The following is a 20,348-nucleotide window of genomic DNA, read 5'->3' on the forward strand; positions in this document are numbered from 1 at the left end:
GCGAGAAGCAGATCCGCCGTCCCTATTCCTCCCATTCCAATTGTTCAACCCGAAGGTCGAGGGGTGAACATTGCGTTCGCGATCCCGACTGGCGGAACCGTTCGGGAGACGGCCGGCAGGAATCGACGCGCGAGGGCGGTCGCCGGGGCATCGGCCCCGGGCGACGATCGGATGCCGACCGCGGCCGGCGTGGATGGATCCGCCCGGCGGGAAGCGGGACACGTTCCGCCTTGGGTTCGAACATCGATCCCGAAGCGCCGCTCGGGCGCGTCTCTCCCCTCCCCTCCGGCGAAGCGCGAGAAGGGGCGGCAACCGGGTTCCTTCCGTTCCGGGTTCAGCGCTTTCCCGAGGCGCGCCGCGACGTCGCCCTTTCGCCCAGCTGGTCCAGGGCGTCGCTGTTGGCCCGCCCCCAGCCGTAGAGAAGCTCCACCGGCTCCACAAAGCGTTCGCCCAGAAGCGTCAGCCGGTACTCGACGGCCGGCGGCACGCTCCCCGCTACATGGCGGGTTAGAAGCCCGCTCGCTTCCATCTCCCGCAGCGTCTGCGTCAGCATCTTCTTCGAGATGCCGGGCAGCGAACGCTGGAGGACGCCGGTGCGTGAGCGCCCCGAGTGGCGCGCGTGCAGCGTATGAAGGACCATGCTGGTCCACTTGGTCGCGAAGAGTTCCAGAACGCGGCGCGGCGCGCAGTCCTCGCGCCAGTCCTCGTCGAGCGTTCCAGGTCGCATGGATGGGTACCTCCGGGTGCCTATGTCCCCATCTGGTTCCGTCTAGCCCTTCGTGTCGGCCCTGCCTAGATCGATCGAAACGCTCATGCACGGAGAAGCGACCATGACCAAGACCGCCCTCGTGGTCGGAGCCAGCGGCATCGTCGGCAGCGCCACCACTGCTTTGCTCCTGGAAAAGGGCTGGCGGGTCCTGGGACTGGCCCGTCGACCCGTGGCCCAGCCCGGCGTCGAGCCGGTCGCGGCCGACCTGCAGGATGCCGGCGCCACCGCAGCCGCGCTGCGCGGACACGCGCCGGACGCCGTTTTCGTCACGACATGGCTGCGGCAGCCGACGGAGGCCGAGAATATCCGGGTCAACGCGGGCATGGTGCGCAACCTTCTGGACGGCCTGGCGCCGGGCGCATCGGCCGAGACGCCCCGGCACGTCGCGCTGGTAACGGGGCTCAAGCACTATCTCGGACCCTTCGAGGCCTACGGGAAGGGTACGCTGCCCGAGACGCCGTTCCGCGAAAGCCAGGGTCGGCTCCCGGTCGACAACTTCTACTACGCGCAGGAGGACGAGGTGTTCGCCGCTGCCCGGCGCGACGGGTTCACCTGGAGCGTCCACCGCCCCCATACCGTGATCGGCAAGGCCGTCGGCAACGCGATGAACATGGGCACGACGTTGGCCGTCTATGCCACGCTCTGTCGCGAGACGGACCGTCCCTTCCGCTTCCCCGGTTCGGCCGCGCAGTGGAACGGGCTGACCGACATGACCGACGCGCGCCAGCTCGCGCACCAGCTTCTCTGGGCGGCCGAAACCCCTGCGGCCGCCGACGAGGCGTTCAACATCGTCAACGGAGACGTCTTCCGCTGGAGCTGGATGTGGGGCCGCATCGCCGAGTGGTTCGGCCTCGAGCCCGCGCCCTTCGACGGCACGGTGACGCCGCTCGAAGATCAGATGCGAGGGGACGACGCCGTCTGGCGCCGGATCGCGGAGCGCGAGAACCTCGCCGAGGCCGACCTGTCGCGTCTGGCCTCGCCCTGGCACACGGATGCCGATCTCGGCCGGCCGATCGAGGTCGTCACCGACATGGGCAAGAGCCGGCAGCTCGGCTTCCTGCGCTATCAGGCGACCGACGCGGCCTTCTTCGATCTGTTCGAGAAGCTGCGCGCCGACCGGCTGATCCCGTGAAGGAGGTGGACATGGACGAAGGTTTCGAGCGTGCCGACAACGAACACCGGGCGCCGCTTCGCACGCAGTTCCGCTCCACGACCCGGCCGCTGATCGTCACGCCGACGTTCCTGACGCGCGCGGACGATACGTCCTGGCGCGAGCGCCCGCACGACGAGGGCTCATCGAGGGGCCGCTCGGGGAGCGGGGTCGAGCATCCCGACCGGCGGCCGCAGGCCCTGGCGCTCGAACCCGACCCCGACCTCGCCTTCGAGCATTGGGACGAATATTGGCGAAAGGTCCATGGACCGAAGTTCGCCTGGAACGAGCCGGGCAGTTCGTCCGAGCGCGTGCTGCGCTACGACCAGGTCCACCGCATCGCGGCCGGCCCCTCCTCCTTCTTCGCGCCGCCCTATCGCGCGATGGTCGACGAGACGGGGCGCCTACCCTCCGATCCCGAGAAGCGGGTTCCCCGGATGGAGCGCCCGCGCTGGGACGGCTTCGCCTATATCGCCTACGAGAGCGAAGCGGATATCGAGGCGACGCTCGGACAGGAGAAGTTCGCCCGGCGCATCATCGCCGACGAGCAGACCGTGTTCCGAATGGTGACGCGCGAGATCGCGCGCGAGTTCATCCTGATCCCCAGCGCCCGTCACCGCGATCCGATCAGCCTCGTGAAGATCCATGTGCGCCGGCCCGAGCTGACGCGCGACGAGTTCCAGCATCGCCTTCTGGACGAGCATGCCGATCTCGTCATGTCCAAGGGCGCGACCCACGAATTCGTTCGCCGCTATGCCCAGCTCCACAACATCGGCTCCACGCAGGAAGATCCCGAGGGGGTCAAGATCGACGCGGTCTCCGTCCTGTCCTTCGCCAGCGTGAACGATGTCGAGGACTACCTCGTCAGCCCCGACCATGGCGCCATCGAAAAGTCCGAGAACGCGCTTGCGGGCGCGGGGTCGGAGTGGTGGACGGCGGTGAACTACGGCGTGATCAACCGTTTGATGCCGGAACTGGCGACGCAGCGCTGACCAAATCGGCCGGATTGCCGGCTATGGGAGGCGCGACACGGCGGGGTCGCGGCTGCGGATCCGGGCGGCGGCGCGGCGCAGCTCGGCCAGAAGCGTCTCGCTCGCCGGATCGACGGGCCGGTCGGCGCGCATGGTCACGCCGACCGGCCCGAGGGTCTGCGCCGTGTCCACCGGCAGCGTCGCCAGTGTGCCGTCGGCGACATCCTGCTCCACCACGCCCTCGGAGATCAGCCAGATGGCGTCCCCGCCGCGTACATAGGCCCGGCCGAACGCGGGAGACACGGTTTCCAGGACGGCCGGGAACCGGGGAAGCCCGAGCGCCAGGACGAGGCGATCCACCACCGGCCGGATCGCCGAGCCCGGCGGGGGCATCAGCGCCTCGAACTCGGAGATGCGCGAGACGTCGAGCGCCTTGCGCTGGCGCAAGGGGTGCTTAGGGTTCACCACGAAGGCGATCCGTTCCGAATAAAGCTGCTCGAAGGCGAAGTCCGCCATCTCCGCGGCATCGCCCATGCGCCCGATGACGATGTCGAGGTCGCCGCCTCGGAGCTGGGACAGGAGATAGGCGTTGGGTCCGGTGACGACGCGCGGCACCGCGCCCAGACCGGCGGCCATGAACGCCCGGAGAACCTGCGGCAGGAGCCGGGCCGACACGGTCGGCAGGGCGCCGATCCGCAGCGGGGGCGCCTGCGGGGAACGCGCATCCAGAAGCGCCCCGACGCCCCGACGCAGCGAAACGAGGCTGGCCTCGGCATGGCGCAGAAAGATCTCGCCGAAGGTGGTGAGGGCAACCGTTCGGCGCGAACGGTCGAGAAGCGGAACGGCCAGCAGCGCTTCCAGCTCGCGCACGGTCTTGGAAACGGCCGGCTGCGTCACTGCCAGCGCGTCCGCCGCCTTCACGAAGCTCCTCGCCCTGGCGACCTCCACGAACGTCGTCAGATGGCGCATCCGGATACCGGGCGGCAACATTCCCATAACTCCAGGGTTATATTGAGCCGACAAAAGGTCATTTCCGTCCGCTTCGCAAGCCTTGTAGCATGAGAGTCGCCGCATCGGGAGGAGCGTCCGCAGTCCATGCCTTTCAGATCCGTCAACGGCATCGCCATCCATTATCGCCTGGCGGGACCACCCGGCCGGCCGCGGCTGGCGTTCCTCAACTCGCTCGGCAGCGACCTGCGCATCTGGGACGAGGTCGTCGAGCGGCTGAGCCGCGACCACGAATTGCTGCTATACGACATGCGAGGGCATGGCTTGAGCGAGGAAACGCCGCCCCCTTATTCGCTCGACCTGCATCTGGAGGATTTCACGGGCCTTCTGGACGCGCTGGGATGGGAACGGGTGGTTCCCGTCGGCTTGTCGGTCGGCGGTCTCGTGGCACAGGCCTTCGCCGCGCGTCATCCCGAACGCGTAGAAGCGCTGGTCCTCCTGGATACGGCGGCGAAGATCGGCACTACGCAAAGCTGGAACGAACGGATCGCTTCGGTGGAGGAAAATGGCCTCGCGTCCATTTCCGCCGCCGTGGTCGAGCGCTGGTTCGGCGCCTCGTTCCGTTCCGGGGAGCCGGCGGCGCTGCGAGGTTGGCAAGCGATGCTGGAGCGCACGACGGTCGCCGGCTACGCGGGCACCTGCGCGGCCCTCAGAGACGCCGACCTGCGGCCCGAATGCGCCGCCATTCGAGCTCCGACCCTCGTCGCGGTGGGAACGGAGGATCTGGCGACGCCGCCCGCGCTCGTGCGCGACACCGCCGAACGCATCGCCGGCAGCCGCTTCGTCGAGATCCCGGGCGCCGGCCATCTCCCCTGCATCGATCAGCCGGTCGAGATCGCCCGGCTGATCGACGAGCACGTTTCCGCCGTCCGGCAGCCAGAGGCGGAACGCTACGATGCCGGCATGGCGGTGCGCCGGTCGGTTCTGGGCGATGCCCACGTGGATCGCGCCAGCGCCGCGATCACCGATTTCGACCGCTCCTTCCAGCGCTTCATCACCGAAGGGGCCTGGGGAACGGTCTGGTCCGGCCGCCATTTCACCCGCCGCGAGCGCTCGATCGTCACCATCGCGCTCCTGGCCGCGCTCGGCCAGGACGAGGAGGTCGCCATGCATGTGCGCGCCACGCGCAACACGGGCGCCACGCAGAGCGACATCGCCGAGGCGCTCATGCACGTCGCGGTTTATGCCGGGGTTCCGGCGGCCAACCATGCGATCCGGATCGCCAAGACGGTGTTGGCCGATATGAACGGGAGGCAGGCTCCATGAGCGGCTCGTATTTCCAACGCGACCGGGACTGGCATCCGCCGGGATACACGCCGACCTACAAGACGTCGGTGCTGCGGTCGCCGCGCCACGCTCTCCTGTCGCTTCCCACCACGACCTCGGAGGAAACCGGGCCGGTCTTCGGGCACGACGTTCTCGGACCGCTCGACAACGACCTCATCCGCAACTGGAGCCAGAACGGCGGCGAGGCGATCGGCCAGCGCATCGTGGTCTACGGCCGCGTCCTCGACGAGGAGGCGCGTCCGGTGCGCGGGGCGCTGGTCGAGTTCTGGCAGGCCAACGCGGGCGGGCGCTACCGCCACCGGAAGGAAAGCTATCTCGCCGCTCTCGATCCGAACTTCGGCGGCTGCGGTCGGGCGATCACCGACGAGGACGGGCGCTATTCCTTCCGCACGATCAAACCAGGGGCCTATCCCTGGCCGAACAGGGTGAACGACTGGCGCCCGGCGCACATCCACTTCTCGATCTTCGGCCACGCCTTCGCCCAGCGCCTGATCACCCAGATGTATTTCGAGGGCGACCCGATGATCTGGCAATGCCCGATCGTGCGCACGATCCCCGACAGGGCGGGGATCGAACAGCTCGTCGCCGCGCTCGACCGCAACGCGACCCTTCCCATGGACAGCCTCGCCTACAAGTTCGACATCGTGCTGCGCGGCCGCCGCTCCACGATGTTCGAGAACCGGATGGAGGGCAACTGATGGTCCAGCCGCTTCGCTACCTCAAGGAATCGCCTTCGCAGACCGCCGGCCCTTATGTCCATATCGGCACCAATCCGAACTGGGTCGAGATCACCGGCGTCTGGAAGAGCGACCTCGGCCTCGTCCTGGTGGGACCCGACACCCGGGGCGAGCGGGTGATCCTCGAAGGATGCATCACCGACGGTTCGGGGGCTCCGGTGCGCGACGCGCTCGTCGAGATCTGGCAGGCCGATGCGGCGGGCCTTCACAACTCGCCGCAGGAGCGGCGCGGCCGGGCCGATCCGGCCTTCGCCGGCTGGGCGCGTCAGCCCGTCGACGACCGGGACGGCTCGTTCCGCTTCGAGACCATCCGTCCCGGACCGGTGCCCTATCCCGACGGCCGGATGCAGGCACCGCACGTCAGCGTCTGGATCGTGGCGCGCGGGATCAACATCGGTCTGCATACGCGCCTCTACTTCGGCGACGAAGCGGAGGCGAACGCAACCGATCCGCTTCTCAACCGCATTCCCGAGCCCGAGCGCCGCGCGACCCTCGTTGCGCCGCGAAGCGAGCGAGACGGGCTTCCCGTCTTCCGCTTCGACGTGCGCCTGCAAGGCGAGAACGAAACCGTGTTCCTCGACATCTGAAGGCCATCATGGACAAGACGATATCAAGCCTCGCCGATGCGGTGGCCGGCATCCCGGACGGCGCCGTCGTGATGATCGGCGGCTTCGGCGGCTCGGGCGCGCCGATCGAACTCATCCATGCCCTGATCGACCGGTTTCTGGCGACGGGCTCGCCCCGCGACCTGACGGTCGTCAACAACAACGCGGGCAACGGTCATGTGGGTCTGGCCGCCTTGATCGAGCAAGGCATGGTGCGAAAGCTCGTCTGCTCGTTTCCGCGTTCGGCCGATCCGCGCGTCTTCACCGAACGCTATCTGGCCGGCGAGATCGAACTGGAGCTGGTGCCGCAGGGCACGTTGGCCGAGCGCATCCGCGCAGGCGGGGCAGGCATTCCCGCCTTCTACACGCCGACGAGCTTCGGCACGGATCTGGCCAAGGGCAAGCCCGTCGAGGAGTTCGACGGTCGCCCTTACGTGCGCGAGCTCTGGCTGAAGGCCGACTACGCGCTGGTGAAGGCCCATCGGGGCGATACGCTCGGCAACCTCGTCTTCAACAAGGCGGCACGCAACTTCAATCCGCTGATGTGCATGGCCGCCGCGAACGCGATCGTGCAGGTGAGCGAGATCGTCGCGCCCGGCGCGATCGATCCCGAAACGGTGGTGACGCCCGGCATCTTCGTACAGGGGCTCGTCGAGGTGAGCGATCCGGCCCAGGAGGAGGACCTCAACCGCGCCGAGGCCCGCTATCCGGAGATCGCCGCATGAGCGCGCCCGCTTCCACCGACGCCCCGCGTCTTTCCCCCGCCCAGATCGCCTGGCGCGCCGCGCAGGACATCGCGGACGGCGCCTATGTCAATCTGGGCATCGGCCTGCCCGAGATGGTGGCGCGCTTCCAGCCGCCCGGGCGACAGGCCGTCTTCCACACGGAGAACGGCATTCTCGGCTTCGGGGAAGCCCCGCCGGCGGGAAGCGAGGACTGGGATCTCATCAACGCCGGCAAGAAGGCGGTGACGATCAAGCCGGGCACCACCTTCTTCCATCACGCGGATTCCTTCGCGATGGTGCGCGGCGGGCATCTGGACGTCGCGATCCTCGGCGCCTACGAGGTGGCTGAGACCGGCGACCTCGCCAACTGGTCGACCGGTCCCAAGGGCGTGCCGGCGGTGGGCGGTGCGATGGACCTCGTGCACGGCGCCAAGCGCGTCGCCGTCATCACCGACCACGTGACCAAGGACGGACGTCCCAAGCTGGTGAAGCGGTGCTCCCTGCCGCTGACGGGCGTGGGGTGCGTGACGCGCATCTACACGAGCCATGCCGTGGTCGATGTCGAGAACGGACGTTTCGTCCTGCGCGAAAAGCTCGCCTCCCTGTCCGTTGACGAGCTCCAGGCGATGACGGGGGCCGAACTCGTCGTTCCGGACGGGGTCGCGGACCTGCAGGCGGAGGACATCTGACATGACAGAAGCGTTCATCTGCGCCTATCTGCGCACGCCCATCGGCCGCTTCGGCGGAGCGCTTTCGTCCGTGCGCGCTGACGACCTGGGCGCCGTGCCGCTTCGGGCGCTGATGGAGCGCCACGCCTCCGTGGACTGGGAGGCGGTGGACGACGTCGTCTTCGGCTGCGCCAACCAGGCGGGCGAGGACAACCGCAACGTGGCGCGCATGTCCCTGCTTCTGGCGGGTCTTCCCGAAACCGTGACGGGCACCACGATCAACCGCCTGTGCGGCTCGGGGATGGACGCCGTGATCACGGCCGCGCGCGCGGTCAAGGCGGGGGAGGCCGAACTCGTGATCGCCGGCGGCATCGAATCGATGAGCCGCGCCCCGTTCGTCCTGCCCAAGGCCGAGACCGCCTTCTCGCGCCATGCCGAGATCCACGACACGACCATCGGCTGGCGCTTCGTGAACCCCTTGATGAAGGCGCAGTACGGCGTCGATTCCATGCCCGAAACGGGCGAGAACGTCGCTGAGGATTTCGGCATCAGCCGAGGGGACCAGGACGCTTTCGCCGTGCGCTCCCAGAACAAGGCAGCCGAAGCACAGGAGAACGGCCGCCTCGCCCGCGAGATCGTCCCCGTCACGATCCCGCAGCGCAAGGGCGAGCCCAAGGTCGTCGACCGGGACGAGCACCCGCGCGCCACGACGATCGAGACGCTGGCCAAGCTGCCGACCCCGTTCCGCAAGGGCGGAACGGTGACGGCCGGCAACGCGTCCGGCGTCAACGACGGAGCGGCGGCGTTGATCGTGGCGTCCGAAGCGGCGGCCAGGCGGCACGGCCTCACCCCCATCGCCCGCATCCTCGGCGGTGCGACGGCAGGCGTGCCTCCCCGCATCATGGGCTTCGGCCCCGCCCCCGCCTCCCGTAAGCTGATGGAGCGGCTGGGGCTTTCGGAGCGCGACTTCGACGTGATCGAGCTCAACGAGGCCTTCGCATCCCAAGGTCTCGCGAGCTTGCGGGACCTCGGGATCGCCGACGACGACGCGCGCGTCAATCCGAACGGGGGCGCCATCGCGCTCGGCCATCCGCTCGGCATGTCGGGCGCGCGCATCACCGGAACCGCCGCCCTGGAACTGCAGCTGAACGCCGGGCGCCGGGCGCTCGCCACCATGTGCATCGGCGTCGGGCAGGGCATCGCCGTGGCCCTGGAAAAGGCGTGACCCGCGAACCGCTGCTCGGCGCGCTCACCGGCGACACGTCCATCGCCGCGCTGTTTCGGCCGGACGCCGAGGTGGATGCCCTTCGCCGCTTCGAGATCGCCTTGGCCGAGGCCGAGGCGGCGGCCGGGCTGATCGATCCGTCCGCGGCGGAAGCGATCGGGCGCGCGCTGGCCGACATGGCGTTCGACTTCGATCGGTTGGCCTCGGGCCTTCGACGCGACGGCGTCGTCGTTCCGGAACTGGTCCGCCAGTTGCGGCAGGTCGTGGGCGAGCCATTCGGGGGCTTGGTGCATCTTGGCGCCACCAGCCAGGACGCCATCGACACCGGCCTGATGCTGAGGCTGCGGACCGTGTTCGACATCCTAGGCGGGCGATTGTCAACGCTCATCGACCGTCTGGACCGGCTCGACGCGGAGCAGGGCACGCGCACGCTCATGGCGCAGACGCGCATGCAGGCCGCCCTTCCCTTCACGGTCGCCGCCAAGCTGCGGACATGGACCACCCCTTTGCGCAACCACGCCCGGCGGCTGGCAAGCCTGCGGGAGGGCCTCGCCGTCCAGCTCGCAGGACCGATCGGCGACGGATCGAGCTTTTGGGGCGAGGCGGCAGCGGTGCGCGCCGAGCTTGCCCGGCGTCTCGACCTTGCCGATGCCGCCCCCTGGCACTCGGATCGCACCGCGATCATGGACGTCGCGCAGGGTCTGGTCCTCCTGACCGGAACGCTCGGCAAGATCGGACAGGATGTCGCCTTGATGGCGCAGAACGAGATCGCCGCGATCAAGCTGGCCGGCGGGGGGGCATCCTCGGCCATGGCGCACAAGCAGAATCCGGTCGGGGCGGAGGTTCTGGTCGCCATCGCGCGCCTCAACGCCAATCTGATGGGCGCTCTCCAGCAGTCGATGATCCACGAGAACGAACGCTCGGGCTCGGCCTGGACCCTGGAATGGTCAGTCGTTCCGCAGATCGCGGAAGCGACGGGCGCGGCGCTTGGGCATGCGCTCGAATTGCTCGACGGCGCGACGCTGGGCCGATCGCGCTGATGCCGCGGGACGGGAGGTCGCCATGAGGGCGGTGCTGAAGACGCAACCTTGCGACCGCGCTTTCGAGATCGCCGAGGTCCGGGAGCCGGACCGGGGACCGGGGGAGGTTCTGGTGGAGATCGAGGCGGCCGGGATCTGCGGGACCGACGTGGCGATCCGCCACTGGCGCACGGCGGTGGTCGGACAATACGCGCCCCGGTTTCCGTTGATCGTGGGACACGAGTTCGGCGGCCGGATTCTCGACCCGGGCGGCAGCTCCCTGGCGCGTGGAACGCTGGTGGCCGTCAACCCGCAGATCGCCTGCGGGGCTTGCCGCTTCTGCGACCTCGGGCGCCCCACCTTGTGCGTCGACCGCCGCCTGATGGGCGGCCGGATCGACGGCGGGTGGACGGAACGCGTCAGTGTTCCCCAAAAGAACCTCTTCGCGTTCCCGTGCGGTACCGATCCGGCGCTCGCCTCGCTCGCCGAACCCATGAGCGTGGCCGCCCACGCGGTCTGCGAGCGCGCGCCGACGCAGGCGGGGGACGTCGTGGTGGTGATCGGCGCGGGGCCGATCGGGCTTTTGTGCGCCATCTTCGCTTTGAACGCCGGGGCGTCCAAGGTTTTCGTGACGGGCCTCGACGCGGACGAGGCACGCCTGCGGCTCGCCGAGGAGCTCGGCGCCGTTCCCCTCAACGTGGAACGCGCCGATCCGTCGCGCGAGGTGACGGCGGCGCAATGGGACGGAGCGGATGTCGTCTACGAGACCAGCGGCAGCCCGGCCGTCGTATCGCAGGCTCTGGCCTTGGCGCGCCGTGGGGGCCGCGTCGGCGTGGTCGGGCTATGCCACGGGGAAAGCCGGGTGGCCACGACGCCCCTCGTGCTTCGCGAACTGGAGGTGATCGGCTCGCGCGGCTACAACGACACGACCTGGGCCACCCTGATGCGCATCGTGCCGCGCGTTGCCGATTCGGCCCTGAGGTTGATATCGCATCGCCTGCCGCTGGAAGCGGTGGAGGACGCGATCGCTCTGGTGGAGAGCCGCCGGGCCAACAAGGTCCTTCTGTCTCCGAAGCTGGCCTGAAGGATGGGGCGGCCGGGCCGCCCGCTTCCCGTCAGTGGTGGAGGATTTCCCCGAGAAACGCACGGGTTCGCTCGTGCTGCGGCGACTTGAAGAAGATCGAGGGGACGTTTTCCTCGATGATCCGGCCGTCGGCCATGAAGATCACGCGATCGGCGACCTGGTTGGCAAAGCCCATCTCGTGCGTGACGCAGATCATGGTCATGCCGTCCTGGGCGAGCGACACCATCGTATCGAGCACTTCCTTGACCATCTCGGGATCGAGCGCCGAGGTCGGCTCGTCGAAGAGCATCGCCTTGGGCTCCATGCAGAGCGCCCTGGCGATCGCCACGCGCTGCTGCTGGCCGCCGGAGAGCTGCGCGGGATACTTGTTCGCCTGATCGCCGATCCGCACCCGCTCCAGGTACTTGCGCGCAGTCGCCTCGGCATCCGCGCGCGACAGCTTGCGCACGCGCATCGGCGCCAGGACGCAGTTCTCCAGGACCGTCTTGTGCGGAAAGAGGTTGAACTGCTGGAACACCATGCCGACCTCCTGCCGCACCGCGTCCACCGCCTTCTGGCTGTCGTTAAGGCGATGGCCGGCGACCACGATCTCGCCGCTCCGGATGGTCTCGAGGTGGTTGATGCAGCGGATCAGGGTGGACTTGCCCGAGCCCGAGGGGCCGCACAGCACGATCTTCTCGCCCTTGGAAACGGTCAGGTCGATCGACTTCAGGGCGTGGAAGGCCCCGTAATACTTCTCCACGTTGCGCATCTCGATCATCGGATCGGCGGCCCGAGCCGTCCGATCCTGTCCATCCACGTGCGTCATGTCCGCTCTCCCTGTCCGTTATCTCGTCAAGCCGGGCGACATGCGGCGTTCCAGACGCCGCCCCCAGAACGACAGGGGCCAGCACATGGCGAAGTACATCGCGCCCACGACGCCGAACACGAGAATCGGCCGATAGATCTGGTTGGACACGATCGTGCCGGCGCGGGCGAGTTCGATGAAGCCCACGATGGCTGCCAGCGAGGTGCCCTTCAACAGCTGCACCAGAAATCCGACGGTGGCGGGCAGCGAGAGCTTGAGGGCCTGGGGGGCGATCACGTCGAACATCCGGCTGCGCGTGTGAAGGCCGAGCGCGTGGGCGGCCTCGCTCTGCCCCTTGGGCACGGCCTGGATCGCGCCTCGCCAGATCTCGCCGAGAAAGGCCGAGGCGTGCGCCGTCAGCGCGATCGCGACCGCGGCCCAGGCCGGCAGGTCGAAGCCGAGCAGCGGCAGGCCGAAATAGGCGACGAAGAGCTGCATCAGGAGCGGGGTCCCCTGGAACAGCCCGATCCAGGCGATCGCCGGGATGCGGAGCCAAGGGGTTTCGGAGACCCGCATCAGCGCCACGATCACGCCGAAGAGGATGCCACCGGCGAAGCCTATGGCGGTCAGGGCCACCGTCCAGAGCAGCCCCTGAAGGAGATAGGTGAGTTCGAGATATCCCATCGTCCCCTCCTCAGCGCTGCGGGTAGTTGAAGGCCCGGCGACCGATGGCCGCCAGCAGCCACATGGTCATCAGGGAGATCACGAGATAGATGCCGGTCAAGGTGAAGTAGACCTCGAAGCTGCGAAAGGTCTCCGCCTCGATCCGCTGGCCGACCGATGTCAGCTCGTAGGCCGAGATCGAGGTGCAGATCGCCGTGGTGAGCGTCAGCAGGATGAACTGGCTGCACAAGGAAGGGTAGATCGCCCGCAGCGCCGGGGTGAGCACGATCAGGCGAAAGACCTCGCCCTTGTGAAGCCCAAGGGCCAGGCCCGCTTCGGTCTGTCCTTCGGGCACGCTTTCCACGCCGCCCCGGATAATCTCGATCGCGTAGGCGCCGCCGTTGAGCCCCAGCGCGATCACCGCCGTCATCGTCGGGTTGAGCCGAATGCCGGCGAGCGGCAGGGCGAAGAAGATGAAGAAGATCTGCACCAGAAACGGGGTGTTGCGGATGACCTCGACGAAGGCGTTCACCAGAAAGGTCGGGATCCGCATCTGCGCGCGCAGGATCACGACGCCCAGAACGCCGATCACCATGGCGAGGATCATGCCGGAAGCGGCCAGGAAAAGCGTGCCGAACACCCCCATGAGGAGCGTCTGCCAGGCATCGGTGACCACGCTGAAGTCAAGTGTCATCATCGGTCCTTGAGGTTACGCTAGTCGTCCCACTCGGGCTGCCAGTCGAAGCGGGAATAGCGTTCGCCGCGCGCCAGGCGATGGATCGCCGCCATGTCCTCGTCCGAAAGTTCGAAATCGAAGATCTCGAGATTGGCACGCATGTTCCCCGGGTTGGAGGAGCGGGGAATCGCGCCGACCCCGTCCTGCTGGACGAGCCAGCGCAAGGTCACCTGCCCCGCCGTCTTCCCGTGCTTGCGACCCAGCGCGGCGAGTTCGTCCGACCCGAACACCTTGCCCCGGGCGATCGGCTGATAGGCGTTCAGGAGCATGTCGGCCCGGCGCATCCGGTCCAGCAGCTTTTCCTGCGAGAGAAACGGATGATACTCGACCTGATTGCAGAACAGGTCCGCTCCGTGCACGTCCAACGCCTCGTCGAGAAGCGCCACGGTGAAGTTGCTGACGCCGATCAACCGGGTCCGGCCACGGCTGCGCTCCTGCGCGAAGGCGGCGAGGGTCTCGCCCAACGGGACGTCCCGGGTCGGCCAGTGGACGAGGAGAAGGTCGACCTGCTCGAGTTCCAGCCGCTCCAGGCTCTCGCCGACCCGTTGGCGCACGCTTTCGGGATCCAGGGCGTCGAACCAGATCTTGGTGGTAACGAAGATGTCCTGGCGCGCCACGCCCGAGGCGCGGATCGCGCGTCCGACCTCGGCCTCGTTTCCGTAGCGGATCGCCGTGTCGATCTGGCGATATCCGAGCTCGATCGCCTCGCGGATGGCCGCTTCGCCAGCCGGGCCGGTGAGTTCGAACGTGCCGAGACCCAGGCACGGGATGCTCTCGCCCCGGAACGTCTTGACGGGAACCTTCATGCGACCCTCCCGACGCACGCACCGTCCAGAACGGACAGGCTCGCCGCCCTCGTTCGTCCCGCCCACGCCTCGGGCGACAAACCGGCCGACTGCCGGTCGTTGGGAAGCTCGACCCCGACCATCAGATCCGCCGGCAGGGCAGCGAAGATGCCGGACAGATCGATCGCGCCCTCGCCCGGCAGGAGGCGCTCGTGCCGGGCGGCGAAGTTCAGCTCGTCCCGGGTGAGGGGAATGGTCGCCGGGCCGTCGCAGATCTGCGCGTAGTGCAGCCAGGACGGCGGCACATCCGCGATCTCCTCGATCGAGACCCTGGCCCGCGAAACGTGGAGCGAATCGACGATGACCCCCTGGTTGGGCTGGTCGGCTGCGCGCAACACGCGCATGGCCGCGGCGAGATCGCGAAGCTCCGACTGGGGCATGAATTCCAGATCGGCCGTGAGGCCGAACTCGGCCGCCGCCCGGCAGAGCGCCACGTAGGACGCGGTGAGCCGCGCCTCGTCGCCATCGTCGCCGGCCACCAGGACGGTGCGTGCCCCCAGGCTCGCCGAACAGTCCAGAAAGGGCCGAAGCGGCTCGACGTCGAAAGTGGACGAGATGCGCACGATCTCCATGTCGAAGGCTTCGACGCCCTCATCGGCCATCAGCGACCGGAGATCGCGGATCCGGGTCGCGTCGCCCATCAGCGGATAGGCGAGGCCGCCGGGGGCCGCCGGCAGCATGCGCAGTCCGACATAGTCGTACCCCGCCGCCGAGGCCGCACGCACGGCATCTTCCGGGCCCACCCCGAGACAGGTGAGAAACGACAAGCCAAGCTTCCGGGTCATGCAGCCTCCGCCGGCCGTGCCAGCATCTCGGACAAGGTGACGGTGCGGTCTTCGCGCGCCGCGCGCGCCACCGCGAGCGTGGCGGCCAGCGTCGCCATGCCGTCGCGCGCGTCGATCAGCGGATCGACCTCGCGCCGTGCGACGGCGATGAAATGTTCGAGCTGGTTGACATAGGTGCGCGAGCCGTCCCCGGCGCGATGCTCGCGCACCAGCGGGTCTTGCCAATGATCCGTCTCGCGCGCATGGCGCCACAGGTACATGTCCGATACGGACAAGGCACCCTTACGTCCGGACAGGAAAAGCGAGGGTCCGGGCTGCACCGGATGATAAAGGGCCTGGCCCGACGTGTACTCCCAGGCCCAGGGACTGACCGCGTTGTCGGAGATGACGAACGTGCCGAGCGCGCCGTTCGCGAACCGGATGGCGATCGAGGCCGTGTCCTCGACCTCGAAACCGCGATGGGCGTTCGAGGTGAACGCCCGGACGGATTCGATCTCGCCCACGAGATGGCGCAGCACGTCGATGTCGTGGATCAGGTTGATCAGGAGAACGCCGCCGCCGGCCCTGGTGCGCCATTGCGCGTCGAAATAGTTCGCGGGCTTGTCGAACAGCGTCATTCCGCTGACGGCGACGAGATCGCCGAGCTCGCCCGCCTCGATCGCACGCTTGGCGGCGCGGATGTCGGGGCTGTGTCGCCGCTGATGGCCCACCAGCACCGGAACCCCCGCCCGTTCCGAACCTTGCACGATTCGAGCGGCGTCGGCGACGTCCCCGGCGATCGGCTTCTCGATCAGGCACGCGATCCCGCGCTCGATGCAAGCCAGGGCAGCGGGCGCATGAAGGCGGTTGGGAAGGGCGACGATCGCGCCGTCGGGACGGATCTCGTCCAGCATGGACGCGTAGTCGGCGTAGTGGGCGACACCCAGACGCTCGGCCAGGCGCTCCGCCTCCGGCGAAGGATCGGCCAGGCCTGCGAGCGAGGCGTCGGGATGGCCCATCACCAGGTCAGCATGCTCGCGCCCGATGAGACCCGCCCCCAGAAGGACAAGCCTCGTCATTTCGTCATCTCCGCCATGGCCCGCACGGCCAGCCGGTAGCCGTAGGCACCGAACCCGGCCATCACGGCGTGCGCGGTCCGGGACACCAGCGACTTGTGATAGATTTCCTCGCGTTGATGGACGTTGGAGATGTGGAGTTCGATCTTCGGGCCGGAAAAGGTCTTCAACGCGTCCAGGATCGCGATGGATGTGAAGGTCAGGGCGGCCGGGTTGATGATGATGCCGGCGGCCGACTTGCGGGCCGCGTGGATGGACTCGATGATCTCGCCTTCGAAGTTGGACTGGCGAAAGTCGATCGCGAGCCCCAGTTCGCCCGCCTCCGCCTCGCACCAGCGGCGAATGTCGTCGAGCGTCGTGGACCCGTAGATTTCAGGCTCGCGCTCGCCCAGGAGATTGAGGTTCGGGCCGTTCAGGACAAAGATGGTGCGCATTGCGGGATTCTCGACGAATCTGGAGAGAGTTGCAGGACGGCGTGCGAGCCTGCCTCGCAGGCGCCGACCTCCCAATGGGCTGAGCAGCGCGGATGGGGGCACCGACGCTCCGGGCCGAACCGCTCAGCGCAGGCGCCAGCGACCCGGCTACGGGCGGGCAACGGTTCGCCCGCGGCAGCCCGATCATGGCGACCCCGATCGGCACGGCGCATCGCTTCCGCCGCGCCCGAAGCTCGGCGGAAGCGTGCGACACATCAGTTGGCGACGGTGAAGGGGACGCCTTCCAGCGTTTCCGGGAACGCGGGCAGCGGCTGGTCCAGCCACTTCTCGCTGACCTTCTCCAGCTCGCCGTTGCCCTTGATCTTGTCGATGAACTGGTTGAGCCAAGCATTCATCTCGGCATCGCCCGGACGGGTGGTCACACCCATCCATTGTTCGTTGAACACCAGCTTCTGCTCGAAGTCGTTGCCCGGCGCAGCCCTGTCGAGGTTGATCTTGTAGGTGGTGTTGCCGCCGATGGCATCCACCTGGCCCGACACGAGCGCCTGAATGTTGGAACTGTCGTCGTCGAAGCGCCGAATGTTGGGAGAATCGCCCAGGAGCTCCGTGATCGCCTTGTCCTGTGCGGCCCCGCGCGGCACGCCGATGCGGAGGTTGCGGGCGTCCTCGATCGTCTCGATCTTGTTCTTGGCGCTGGACAGGAGGATGATCTTCAGGCCGGCATAGGGCTTGGTGAACTGCACCACCTTGGCGCGGTCCGGGTACATGCCCATGACGGCCATTTGGACGTCCACCTTGTTGGTCAGAAGGTTGGGGATCCGAGCGGCCACGGCGTTGGACACGAACTCCACCTTGACGCCGAGTTCCTCGGCCATGAGCTTGGCGACGTCGACATCGTAGCCGATGTTCTGTCCGCTCGCGTCGATCGAACCCCAGGGAGCCTGTTCTCCCATCACGCCGACGCGCACGACCCCGGCGCTCTTGATCTTCTCCAACGTCTGCGCGCTCGCCGTCGACAGGCCCCCGACGAGACCGAAGCCGGCGACCAGCGCGAATGCGGCAACCTGAACCAGTGATTTCCTGAGCATGTATCCTCCCCTTTTCCAATTTGAAACGAAACGCCGGAGCGCATCGAGCGGCGCACTCCGGTGGCAAGTCCTCCCTTGCCAAACGCCCCGAAGCCATGGAAAAAACTAACCAACCGGTTGGTTGATGTCAACACTGCCATGGTACCGTTCCGAGCGGTCGGCATGGTGGTCGGAACATCCTCGAACGACCATCGGCGAAGAGCGGAAGGCTGTCGATATGACGATGGAAGGGAACGACGCGACCCCGGGAGGCAACGGCCTCGTCTCCGGCAGGCGCGCTCCGCAATGGCGCCGGCGAGCCCTTCTTGATTCCGCGATCACGGAATTCTCGACCTACGGCATCGGCGGCGCGCGCGTCGATAGGATCGCGGCGCGCGCCAGCAGCAACAAGGCGATGGTTTATCATTATTTCGGCAGCAAGGAGGATCTCTACCTCGCGGCGCTGCAGGACATCTACGGCGGGATCCGAAGTGCCGAGGACCGGCTGCAGTTCGACATGGCCGATCCGCGCGCAGCCATACGGACGCTGATCGAGTTCACGTTCCGCTACTACGTCGATCATCCCGCCTTCGTGCGGATGATCAATACGGAGAATCTTCACGGCGCCGTGCACCTGAGCGCGGCCGGAGACCTGCCCGACCTCAGTCGGCCGATCGTGGCCAAGGTGCAGGCGATCCTCGACCACGGCGTCGCGATGGGTATCTTTCGACCGGGGATCGACGCGATCGACCTCTACATATCGATCTCGGCGCTGGGCTTCACCTACGTATCGAACCGCCACACGCTCAGGGTTCTGTTCGGCCGCGAGCTGCTGGCGACGGAGGCGATCGACCGGCGGCTGGAAACGATCACCGACATGATCCTGCGCTTCGTGGAAGCCTAGGTCCGCGAGCCCACCTCCTTCGAGCGCCATGGAGGCGGCCGGCTCGTGCACGTTCCGGACCGGGATGGGCGTCAGCGTTCGCAATCAGCGCTCTCCCAGAATTCGGCGGTAGTGGGCGACGGTCAGCGCGATCCCCTCGGCCAATGTCGTGCGCGGCTTCAGGCCGAGGATTCTCTCGGCATCGGTCGCGGCGATCTCGGACGACATCGGAACTTCGGGCCCGTCGAATCCGATCCTGGCCCCCGGCACCTGGGCGGCGATCATCGCCGCCACTTCGGCGACCTCGGCGGCTTCTCCTCCCAGCGAAATGGCATGGGCGCCGCGGTGGCTACCCGTGGCGGCCGCCACGAAGGCGGCTGCGACGTCGCCGACGAAAATCAGATCCTGTCGGCCGGAATAGCCGATCACGTAAGGGCGGCCCGCCACGACCTCGCGGCATGCGATGGTCGGGCCCGCCGTCAACCCCACCTCGCGGCCCGGCCCGTAGACGACCGTGGGACGCAATCCGACGCTGGCGATTCCGGCATCGCTCCAATAGGCGCGGGCGCATCCCTCGCAGGCGAGCTTAAAGGCCCCGTATATCGTCACCGGATGCGGGTATCGCCCGTCGTCGGGCCCGAACACCGCCGCGCTGCTGGCATAGGCTACCTGAGAGATGCCGTTCGCCCTGGCCGCCTCAAAGACGTTGAGCGTACCGATGACGTTGATCCGGGCGCCCAACAATGGATCGGCGGCGCAGGCCGGCGTCAGAAGAGCCGCCAGGTGAACGATCGATCCGCACCCTTCGGCCGCGCGCGCCAGCGCTTCGGCGTCGGCAATGTCACCCACGATCCAGCGCAGACGATCCGCCGCCTCGCCGACGATCTCGCGAGCGAGGCGGCGATCTTCGCTCCGATCGAAGATGCGGACCTCGCGCCCTTCCGCCAGCAGCAGCCTAGCGATCCAGCACCCCAGGAACCCGCCGCCCCCGGTCACGAGAACCGGCGTCATACCGGGTTCCGCATGTCGTCGGCGGTCAGGCTGTAGGCCGTCTCGTAGATGGCCGAAACAGGAGCGGCCAGAAGGCCGGTCCGGGCACACACCGCCTCGATCTCCGGCAGAGCCGCCGCGAGACCGGGACGGGAACTCCCTTCCACCAGAAGCACCACGTCGAAGCCGCGCTCGGACATCTCGGCCCGAAGTTCGGTTTCACGCGTGCGAACACCGGAAACCTCGCTTCGCGCCAGACCCACATGAACGCAGCAAACCGAAGGCACCGCGAGCACATCCCGGGCGAGCTCGCCAGCCGTCTGGCGCAGTCTCGCCTCGGCCCCATCGCCGGTCAGGTCGAAGCGCAGCGTCGCCACGCCGCCGCCGTCCCCCCGTCCGGCTGTCGCGATCCGATCGCAGGCGACGCGCAGGAAATTCTGGAAGCTCGGGGCGACCGCCGCGGTCCATGGGGTGGGGTGGTTCAGACGCTCGAGATAGGCGGGCGAGCGGAACACTTCGACGTCGTCGCCCGCGTAGACGGTTCCGAACACGTATCGGTCCGCCTCGGGAGCGTGAAGACGCTTGCCGGTGCAAAAACCCGGAATGGAAAGCCGCTCCGGCATGTGCTCGCGCGTATGCCATTCCACATATTCGCCGTGCTCGCCGGCAGCAATGTCGTGCCAGATGGCCAGAAAGGCCGATCCCTTCAATCCCAACGTCTTCTCCCTGCCTCGATGGCAACAAGGAACGGACCAACCCGCTTGACAGGCCAACTCTCGCCCCCGTAATTGGGATACTAGAATGTTAGATGGACTTGCTGTCAAGTTCATAGGCGAAGTCCACTCGAAGTCGCAG

At 67.7% G+C, this 20,348-nt stretch carries 23 protein-coding genes; 11 read left to right on the plus strand and 12 right to left on the minus strand.

Translation table 11 applies throughout. The features are described 5' to 3' along the window. Positions 1 to 334: 334 nt before the first annotated feature. Positions 335 to 727, minus strand: coding sequence for a helix-turn-helix domain-containing protein (locus tag H7A85_RS12715; protein ID WP_182086300.1), 393 nt, complete (start codon positions 725 to 727; stop codon positions 335 to 337). 103 nt (positions 728 to 830) lie between these two features. Here H7A85_RS12715 and H7A85_RS12720 point away from each other — a divergent pair, with 103 nt between their 5' ends. Both H7A85_RS12720 and H7A85_RS12725 read left to right on the plus strand, forming a co-directional pair. Beyond that, entirely contained in the window at positions 831 to 1,901 is a 1,071-nt protein-coding gene (locus H7A85_RS12720) for an SDR family oxidoreductase (protein WP_182086301.1), read from the plus strand. A gap of 11 nt (positions 1,902 to 1,912) precedes the next feature. Continuing rightward, positions 1,913 to 2,911: an EthD domain-containing protein gene (locus H7A85_RS12725; RefSeq protein WP_182086302.1), complete on the plus strand. Its 999-nt coding sequence runs from the start codon at positions 1,913 to 1,915 to the stop codon at positions 2,909 to 2,911. A gap of 21 nt (positions 2,912 to 2,932) precedes the next feature. Here H7A85_RS12725 and pcaQ read toward each other — a convergent pair whose 3' ends face one another. Beyond that, complete coding sequence (gene pcaQ / locus H7A85_RS12730) at positions 2,933 to 3,880, minus strand: pca operon transcription factor PcaQ (protein ID WP_182086303.1); 948 nt, start codon at positions 3,878 to 3,880, stop codon at positions 2,933 to 2,935. A 105-nt stretch (positions 3,881 to 3,985) separates the two neighbouring features. Here pcaQ and pcaD point away from each other — a divergent pair, with 105 nt between their 5' ends. Genes pcaD through H7A85_RS12770 form a run of 8 tightly spaced genes read left to right on the plus strand, consistent with a single transcriptional unit; the run spans position 3,986 to position 11,248 of the window. After that, positions 3,986 to 5,164: a 3-oxoadipate enol-lactonase gene (pcaD, locus tag H7A85_RS12735; RefSeq protein ID WP_182086304.1), complete on the plus strand. Its 1,179-nt coding sequence runs from the start codon at positions 3,986 to 3,988 to the stop codon at positions 5,162 to 5,164. Next, entirely contained in the window at positions 5,161 to 5,883 is a 723-nt protein-coding gene (gene pcaH, locus H7A85_RS12740; protein WP_182086305.1) for a protocatechuate 3,4-dioxygenase subunit beta, read from the plus strand. Before pcaD ends, pcaH begins: the two co-directional genes overlap by 4 nt. Beyond that, entirely contained in the window at positions 5,883 to 6,509 is a 627-nt protein-coding gene (pcaG, locus tag H7A85_RS12745) for a protocatechuate 3,4-dioxygenase subunit alpha (protein ID WP_182086306.1), read from the plus strand. Before pcaH ends, pcaG begins: the two co-directional genes overlap by 1 nt. A gap of 8 nt (positions 6,510 to 6,517) precedes the next feature. Then, positions 6,518 to 7,252 carry a 3-oxoacid CoA-transferase subunit A gene (locus H7A85_RS12750; RefSeq protein WP_182086307.1) on the plus strand — a complete coding sequence of 245 codons (735 nt, stop codon included), beginning with the start codon at positions 6,518 to 6,520 and terminating at the stop codon, positions 7,250 to 7,252. Continuing rightward, positions 7,249 to 7,941: a 3-oxoacid CoA-transferase subunit B gene (locus tag H7A85_RS12755; RefSeq protein ID WP_182086308.1), complete on the plus strand. Its 693-nt coding sequence runs from the start codon at positions 7,249 to 7,251 to the stop codon at positions 7,939 to 7,941. Before H7A85_RS12750 ends, H7A85_RS12755 begins: the two co-directional genes overlap by 4 nt. Before the next feature lies 1 nt (position 7,942). After that, positions 7,943 to 9,145: a 3-oxoadipyl-CoA thiolase gene (gene pcaF / locus H7A85_RS12760; RefSeq protein ID WP_182086309.1), complete on the plus strand. Its 1,203-nt coding sequence runs from the start codon at positions 7,943 to 7,945 to the stop codon at positions 9,143 to 9,145. Further along, positions 9,142 to 10,185, plus strand: coding sequence for a 3-carboxy-cis,cis-muconate cycloisomerase (locus tag H7A85_RS12765; RefSeq protein WP_182086310.1), 1,044 nt, complete (start codon positions 9,142 to 9,144; stop codon positions 10,183 to 10,185). Before pcaF ends, H7A85_RS12765 begins: the two co-directional genes overlap by 4 nt. Before the next feature lie 22 nt (positions 10,186 to 10,207). Next, positions 10,208 to 11,248 (plus strand): alcohol dehydrogenase catalytic domain-containing protein, encoded by a 1,041-nt coding sequence (locus tag H7A85_RS12770; protein WP_182086311.1) that lies wholly within the window; start codon positions 10,208 to 10,210, stop codon positions 11,246 to 11,248. 31 nt (positions 11,249 to 11,279) lie between these two features. On the opposite strand, the gene H7A85_RS12775 is transcribed toward H7A85_RS12770, so the two are convergent. The 8 genes from H7A85_RS12775 to H7A85_RS12810 all read right to left on the minus strand — a co-directional run bounded on the left by H7A85_RS12775 (position 11,280) and on the right by H7A85_RS12810 (position 17,641). Further along, a complete protein-coding gene (locus tag H7A85_RS12775; protein ID WP_280514923.1) occupies positions 11,280 to 12,056 on the minus strand; it encodes an amino acid ABC transporter ATP-binding protein in 777 nt (258 codons plus the stop codon). An 18-nt stretch (positions 12,057 to 12,074) separates the two neighbouring features. Continuing rightward, positions 12,075 to 12,719, minus strand: a complete 645-nt coding sequence (locus H7A85_RS12780) for an amino acid ABC transporter permease (protein ID WP_182086312.1) — start codon at positions 12,717 to 12,719, stop codon at positions 12,075 to 12,077. 10 nt (positions 12,720 to 12,729) lie between these two features. Beyond that, entirely contained in the window at positions 12,730 to 13,392 is a 663-nt protein-coding gene (locus H7A85_RS12785; RefSeq protein ID WP_244631182.1) for an amino acid ABC transporter permease, read from the minus strand. A gap of 20 nt (positions 13,393 to 13,412) precedes the next feature. Further along, positions 13,413 to 14,240, minus strand: a complete 828-nt coding sequence (locus H7A85_RS12790; protein WP_182086314.1) for an aldo/keto reductase — start codon at positions 14,238 to 14,240, stop codon at positions 13,413 to 13,415. Beyond that, positions 14,237 to 15,064 carry a TIM barrel protein gene (locus H7A85_RS12795; protein WP_182086315.1) on the minus strand — a complete coding sequence of 276 codons (828 nt, stop codon included), beginning with the start codon at positions 15,062 to 15,064 and terminating at the stop codon, positions 14,237 to 14,239. Before H7A85_RS12795 ends, H7A85_RS12790 begins: the two co-directional genes overlap by 4 nt. Further along, entirely contained in the window at positions 15,061 to 16,122 is a 1,062-nt protein-coding gene (locus H7A85_RS12800; protein ID WP_182086316.1) for a Gfo/Idh/MocA family oxidoreductase, read from the minus strand. The genes H7A85_RS12795 and H7A85_RS12800 overlap by 4 nt, the downstream gene beginning before the upstream one ends. Continuing rightward, on the minus strand, positions 16,119 to 16,553 hold the full coding sequence (gene aroQ, locus H7A85_RS12805; protein ID WP_182086317.1) for a type II 3-dehydroquinate dehydratase: 435 nt from the start codon (positions 16,551 to 16,553) through the stop codon (positions 16,119 to 16,121). The genes H7A85_RS12800 and aroQ overlap by 4 nt, the downstream gene beginning before the upstream one ends. A gap of 254 nt (positions 16,554 to 16,807) precedes the next feature. Further along, a complete protein-coding gene (locus H7A85_RS12810; protein ID WP_182086318.1) occupies positions 16,808 to 17,641 on the minus strand; it encodes a transporter substrate-binding domain-containing protein in 834 nt (277 codons plus the stop codon). A 217-nt stretch (positions 17,642 to 17,858) separates the two neighbouring features. On the opposite strand from H7A85_RS12810, the gene H7A85_RS12815 reads away from it, so the two are divergent. Continuing rightward, positions 17,859 to 18,524 carry a TetR family transcriptional regulator gene (locus H7A85_RS12815; RefSeq protein WP_182086319.1) on the plus strand — a complete coding sequence of 222 codons (666 nt, stop codon included), beginning with the start codon at positions 17,859 to 17,861 and terminating at the stop codon, positions 18,522 to 18,524. Between the two features lie 84 nt (positions 18,525 to 18,608). On the opposite strand, the gene H7A85_RS12820 is transcribed toward H7A85_RS12815, so the two are convergent. Together H7A85_RS12820 and H7A85_RS12825 are read right to left on the minus strand one after the other, a co-directional pair. Then, a complete protein-coding gene (locus H7A85_RS12820) occupies positions 18,609 to 19,514 on the minus strand; it encodes an SDR family oxidoreductase (RefSeq protein ID WP_182086320.1) in 906 nt (301 codons plus the stop codon). Continuing rightward, positions 19,511 to 20,209: a hypothetical protein gene (locus H7A85_RS12825; RefSeq protein WP_182086321.1), complete on the minus strand. Its 699-nt coding sequence runs from the start codon at positions 20,207 to 20,209 to the stop codon at positions 19,511 to 19,513. The genes H7A85_RS12820 and H7A85_RS12825 overlap by 4 nt, the downstream gene beginning before the upstream one ends. Positions 20,210 to 20,348: the final 139 nt, after the last annotated feature.

Origin of the sequence: Aureimonas sp. ME7 (assembly GCF_903970965.1) — a bacterium.
Lineage (GTDB): Bacteria > Pseudomonadota > Alphaproteobacteria > Rhizobiales > Rhizobiaceae > Aureimonas.

Coding starts and splice junctions, on each gene's coding strand:
- H7A85_RS12820 (WP_182086320.1), bottom strand. CDS start 19,514: ATGACGCCGGTTCTCGTGACCGGGGGCGGCGGGTTCCTGGGGTGCTGG.
- pcaF (WP_182086309.1), top strand. CDS start 7,943: ATGACAGAAGCGTTCATCTGCGCCTATCTGCGCACGCCCATCGGCCGC.
- H7A85_RS12795 (WP_182086315.1), bottom strand. CDS start 15,064: ATGACCCGGAAGCTTGGCTTGTCGTTTCTCACCTGTCTCGGGGTGGGC.
- H7A85_RS12720 (WP_182086301.1), top strand. CDS start 831: ATGACCAAGACCGCCCTCGTGGTCGGAGCCAGCGGCATCGTCGGCAGC.
- H7A85_RS12750 (WP_182086307.1), top strand. CDS start 6,518: ATGGACAAGACGATATCAAGCCTCGCCGATGCGGTGGCCGGCATCCCG.
- aroQ (WP_182086317.1), bottom strand. CDS start 16,553: ATGCGCACCATCTTTGTCCTGAACGGCCCGAACCTCAATCTCCTGGGC.
- pcaG (WP_182086306.1), top strand. CDS start 5,883: ATGGTCCAGCCGCTTCGCTACCTCAAGGAATCGCCTTCGCAGACCGCC.
- H7A85_RS12785 (WP_244631182.1), bottom strand. CDS start 13,392: ATGACACTTGACTTCAGCGTGGTCACCGATGCCTGGCAGACGCTCCTC.
- H7A85_RS12790 (WP_182086314.1), bottom strand. CDS start 14,240: ATGAAGGTTCCCGTCAAGACGTTCCGGGGCGAGAGCATCCCGTGCCTG.
- H7A85_RS12755 (WP_182086308.1), top strand. CDS start 7,249: ATGAGCGCGCCCGCTTCCACCGACGCCCCGCGTCTTTCCCCCGCCCAG.
- H7A85_RS12715 (WP_182086300.1), bottom strand. CDS start 727: ATGCGACCTGGAACGCTCGACGAGGACTGGCGCGAGGACTGCGCGCCG.
- H7A85_RS12780 (WP_182086312.1), bottom strand. CDS start 12,719: ATGGGATATCTCGAACTCACCTATCTCCTTCAGGGGCTGCTCTGGACG.
- pcaH (WP_182086305.1), top strand. CDS start 5,161: ATGAGCGGCTCGTATTTCCAACGCGACCGGGACTGGCATCCGCCGGGA.
- H7A85_RS12725 (WP_182086302.1), top strand. CDS start 1,913: ATGGACGAAGGTTTCGAGCGTGCCGACAACGAACACCGGGCGCCGCTT.
- pcaD (WP_182086304.1), top strand. CDS start 3,986: ATGCCTTTCAGATCCGTCAACGGCATCGCCATCCATTATCGCCTGGCG.
- H7A85_RS12815 (WP_182086319.1), top strand. CDS start 17,859: ATGACGATGGAAGGGAACGACGCGACCCCGGGAGGCAACGGCCTCGTC.
- H7A85_RS12775 (WP_280514923.1), bottom strand. CDS start 12,056: ATGACGCACGTGGATGGACAGGATCGGACGGCTCGGGCCGCCGATCCG.
- H7A85_RS12800 (WP_182086316.1), bottom strand. CDS start 16,122: ATGACGAGGCTTGTCCTTCTGGGGGCGGGTCTCATCGGGCGCGAGCAT.
- pcaQ (WP_182086303.1), bottom strand. CDS start 3,880: ATGTTGCCGCCCGGTATCCGGATGCGCCATCTGACGACGTTCGTGGAG.
- H7A85_RS12810 (WP_182086318.1), bottom strand. CDS start 17,641: ATGCTCAGGAAATCACTGGTTCAGGTTGCCGCATTCGCGCTGGTCGCC.
- H7A85_RS12770 (WP_182086311.1), top strand. CDS start 10,208: ATGAGGGCGGTGCTGAAGACGCAACCTTGCGACCGCGCTTTCGAGATC.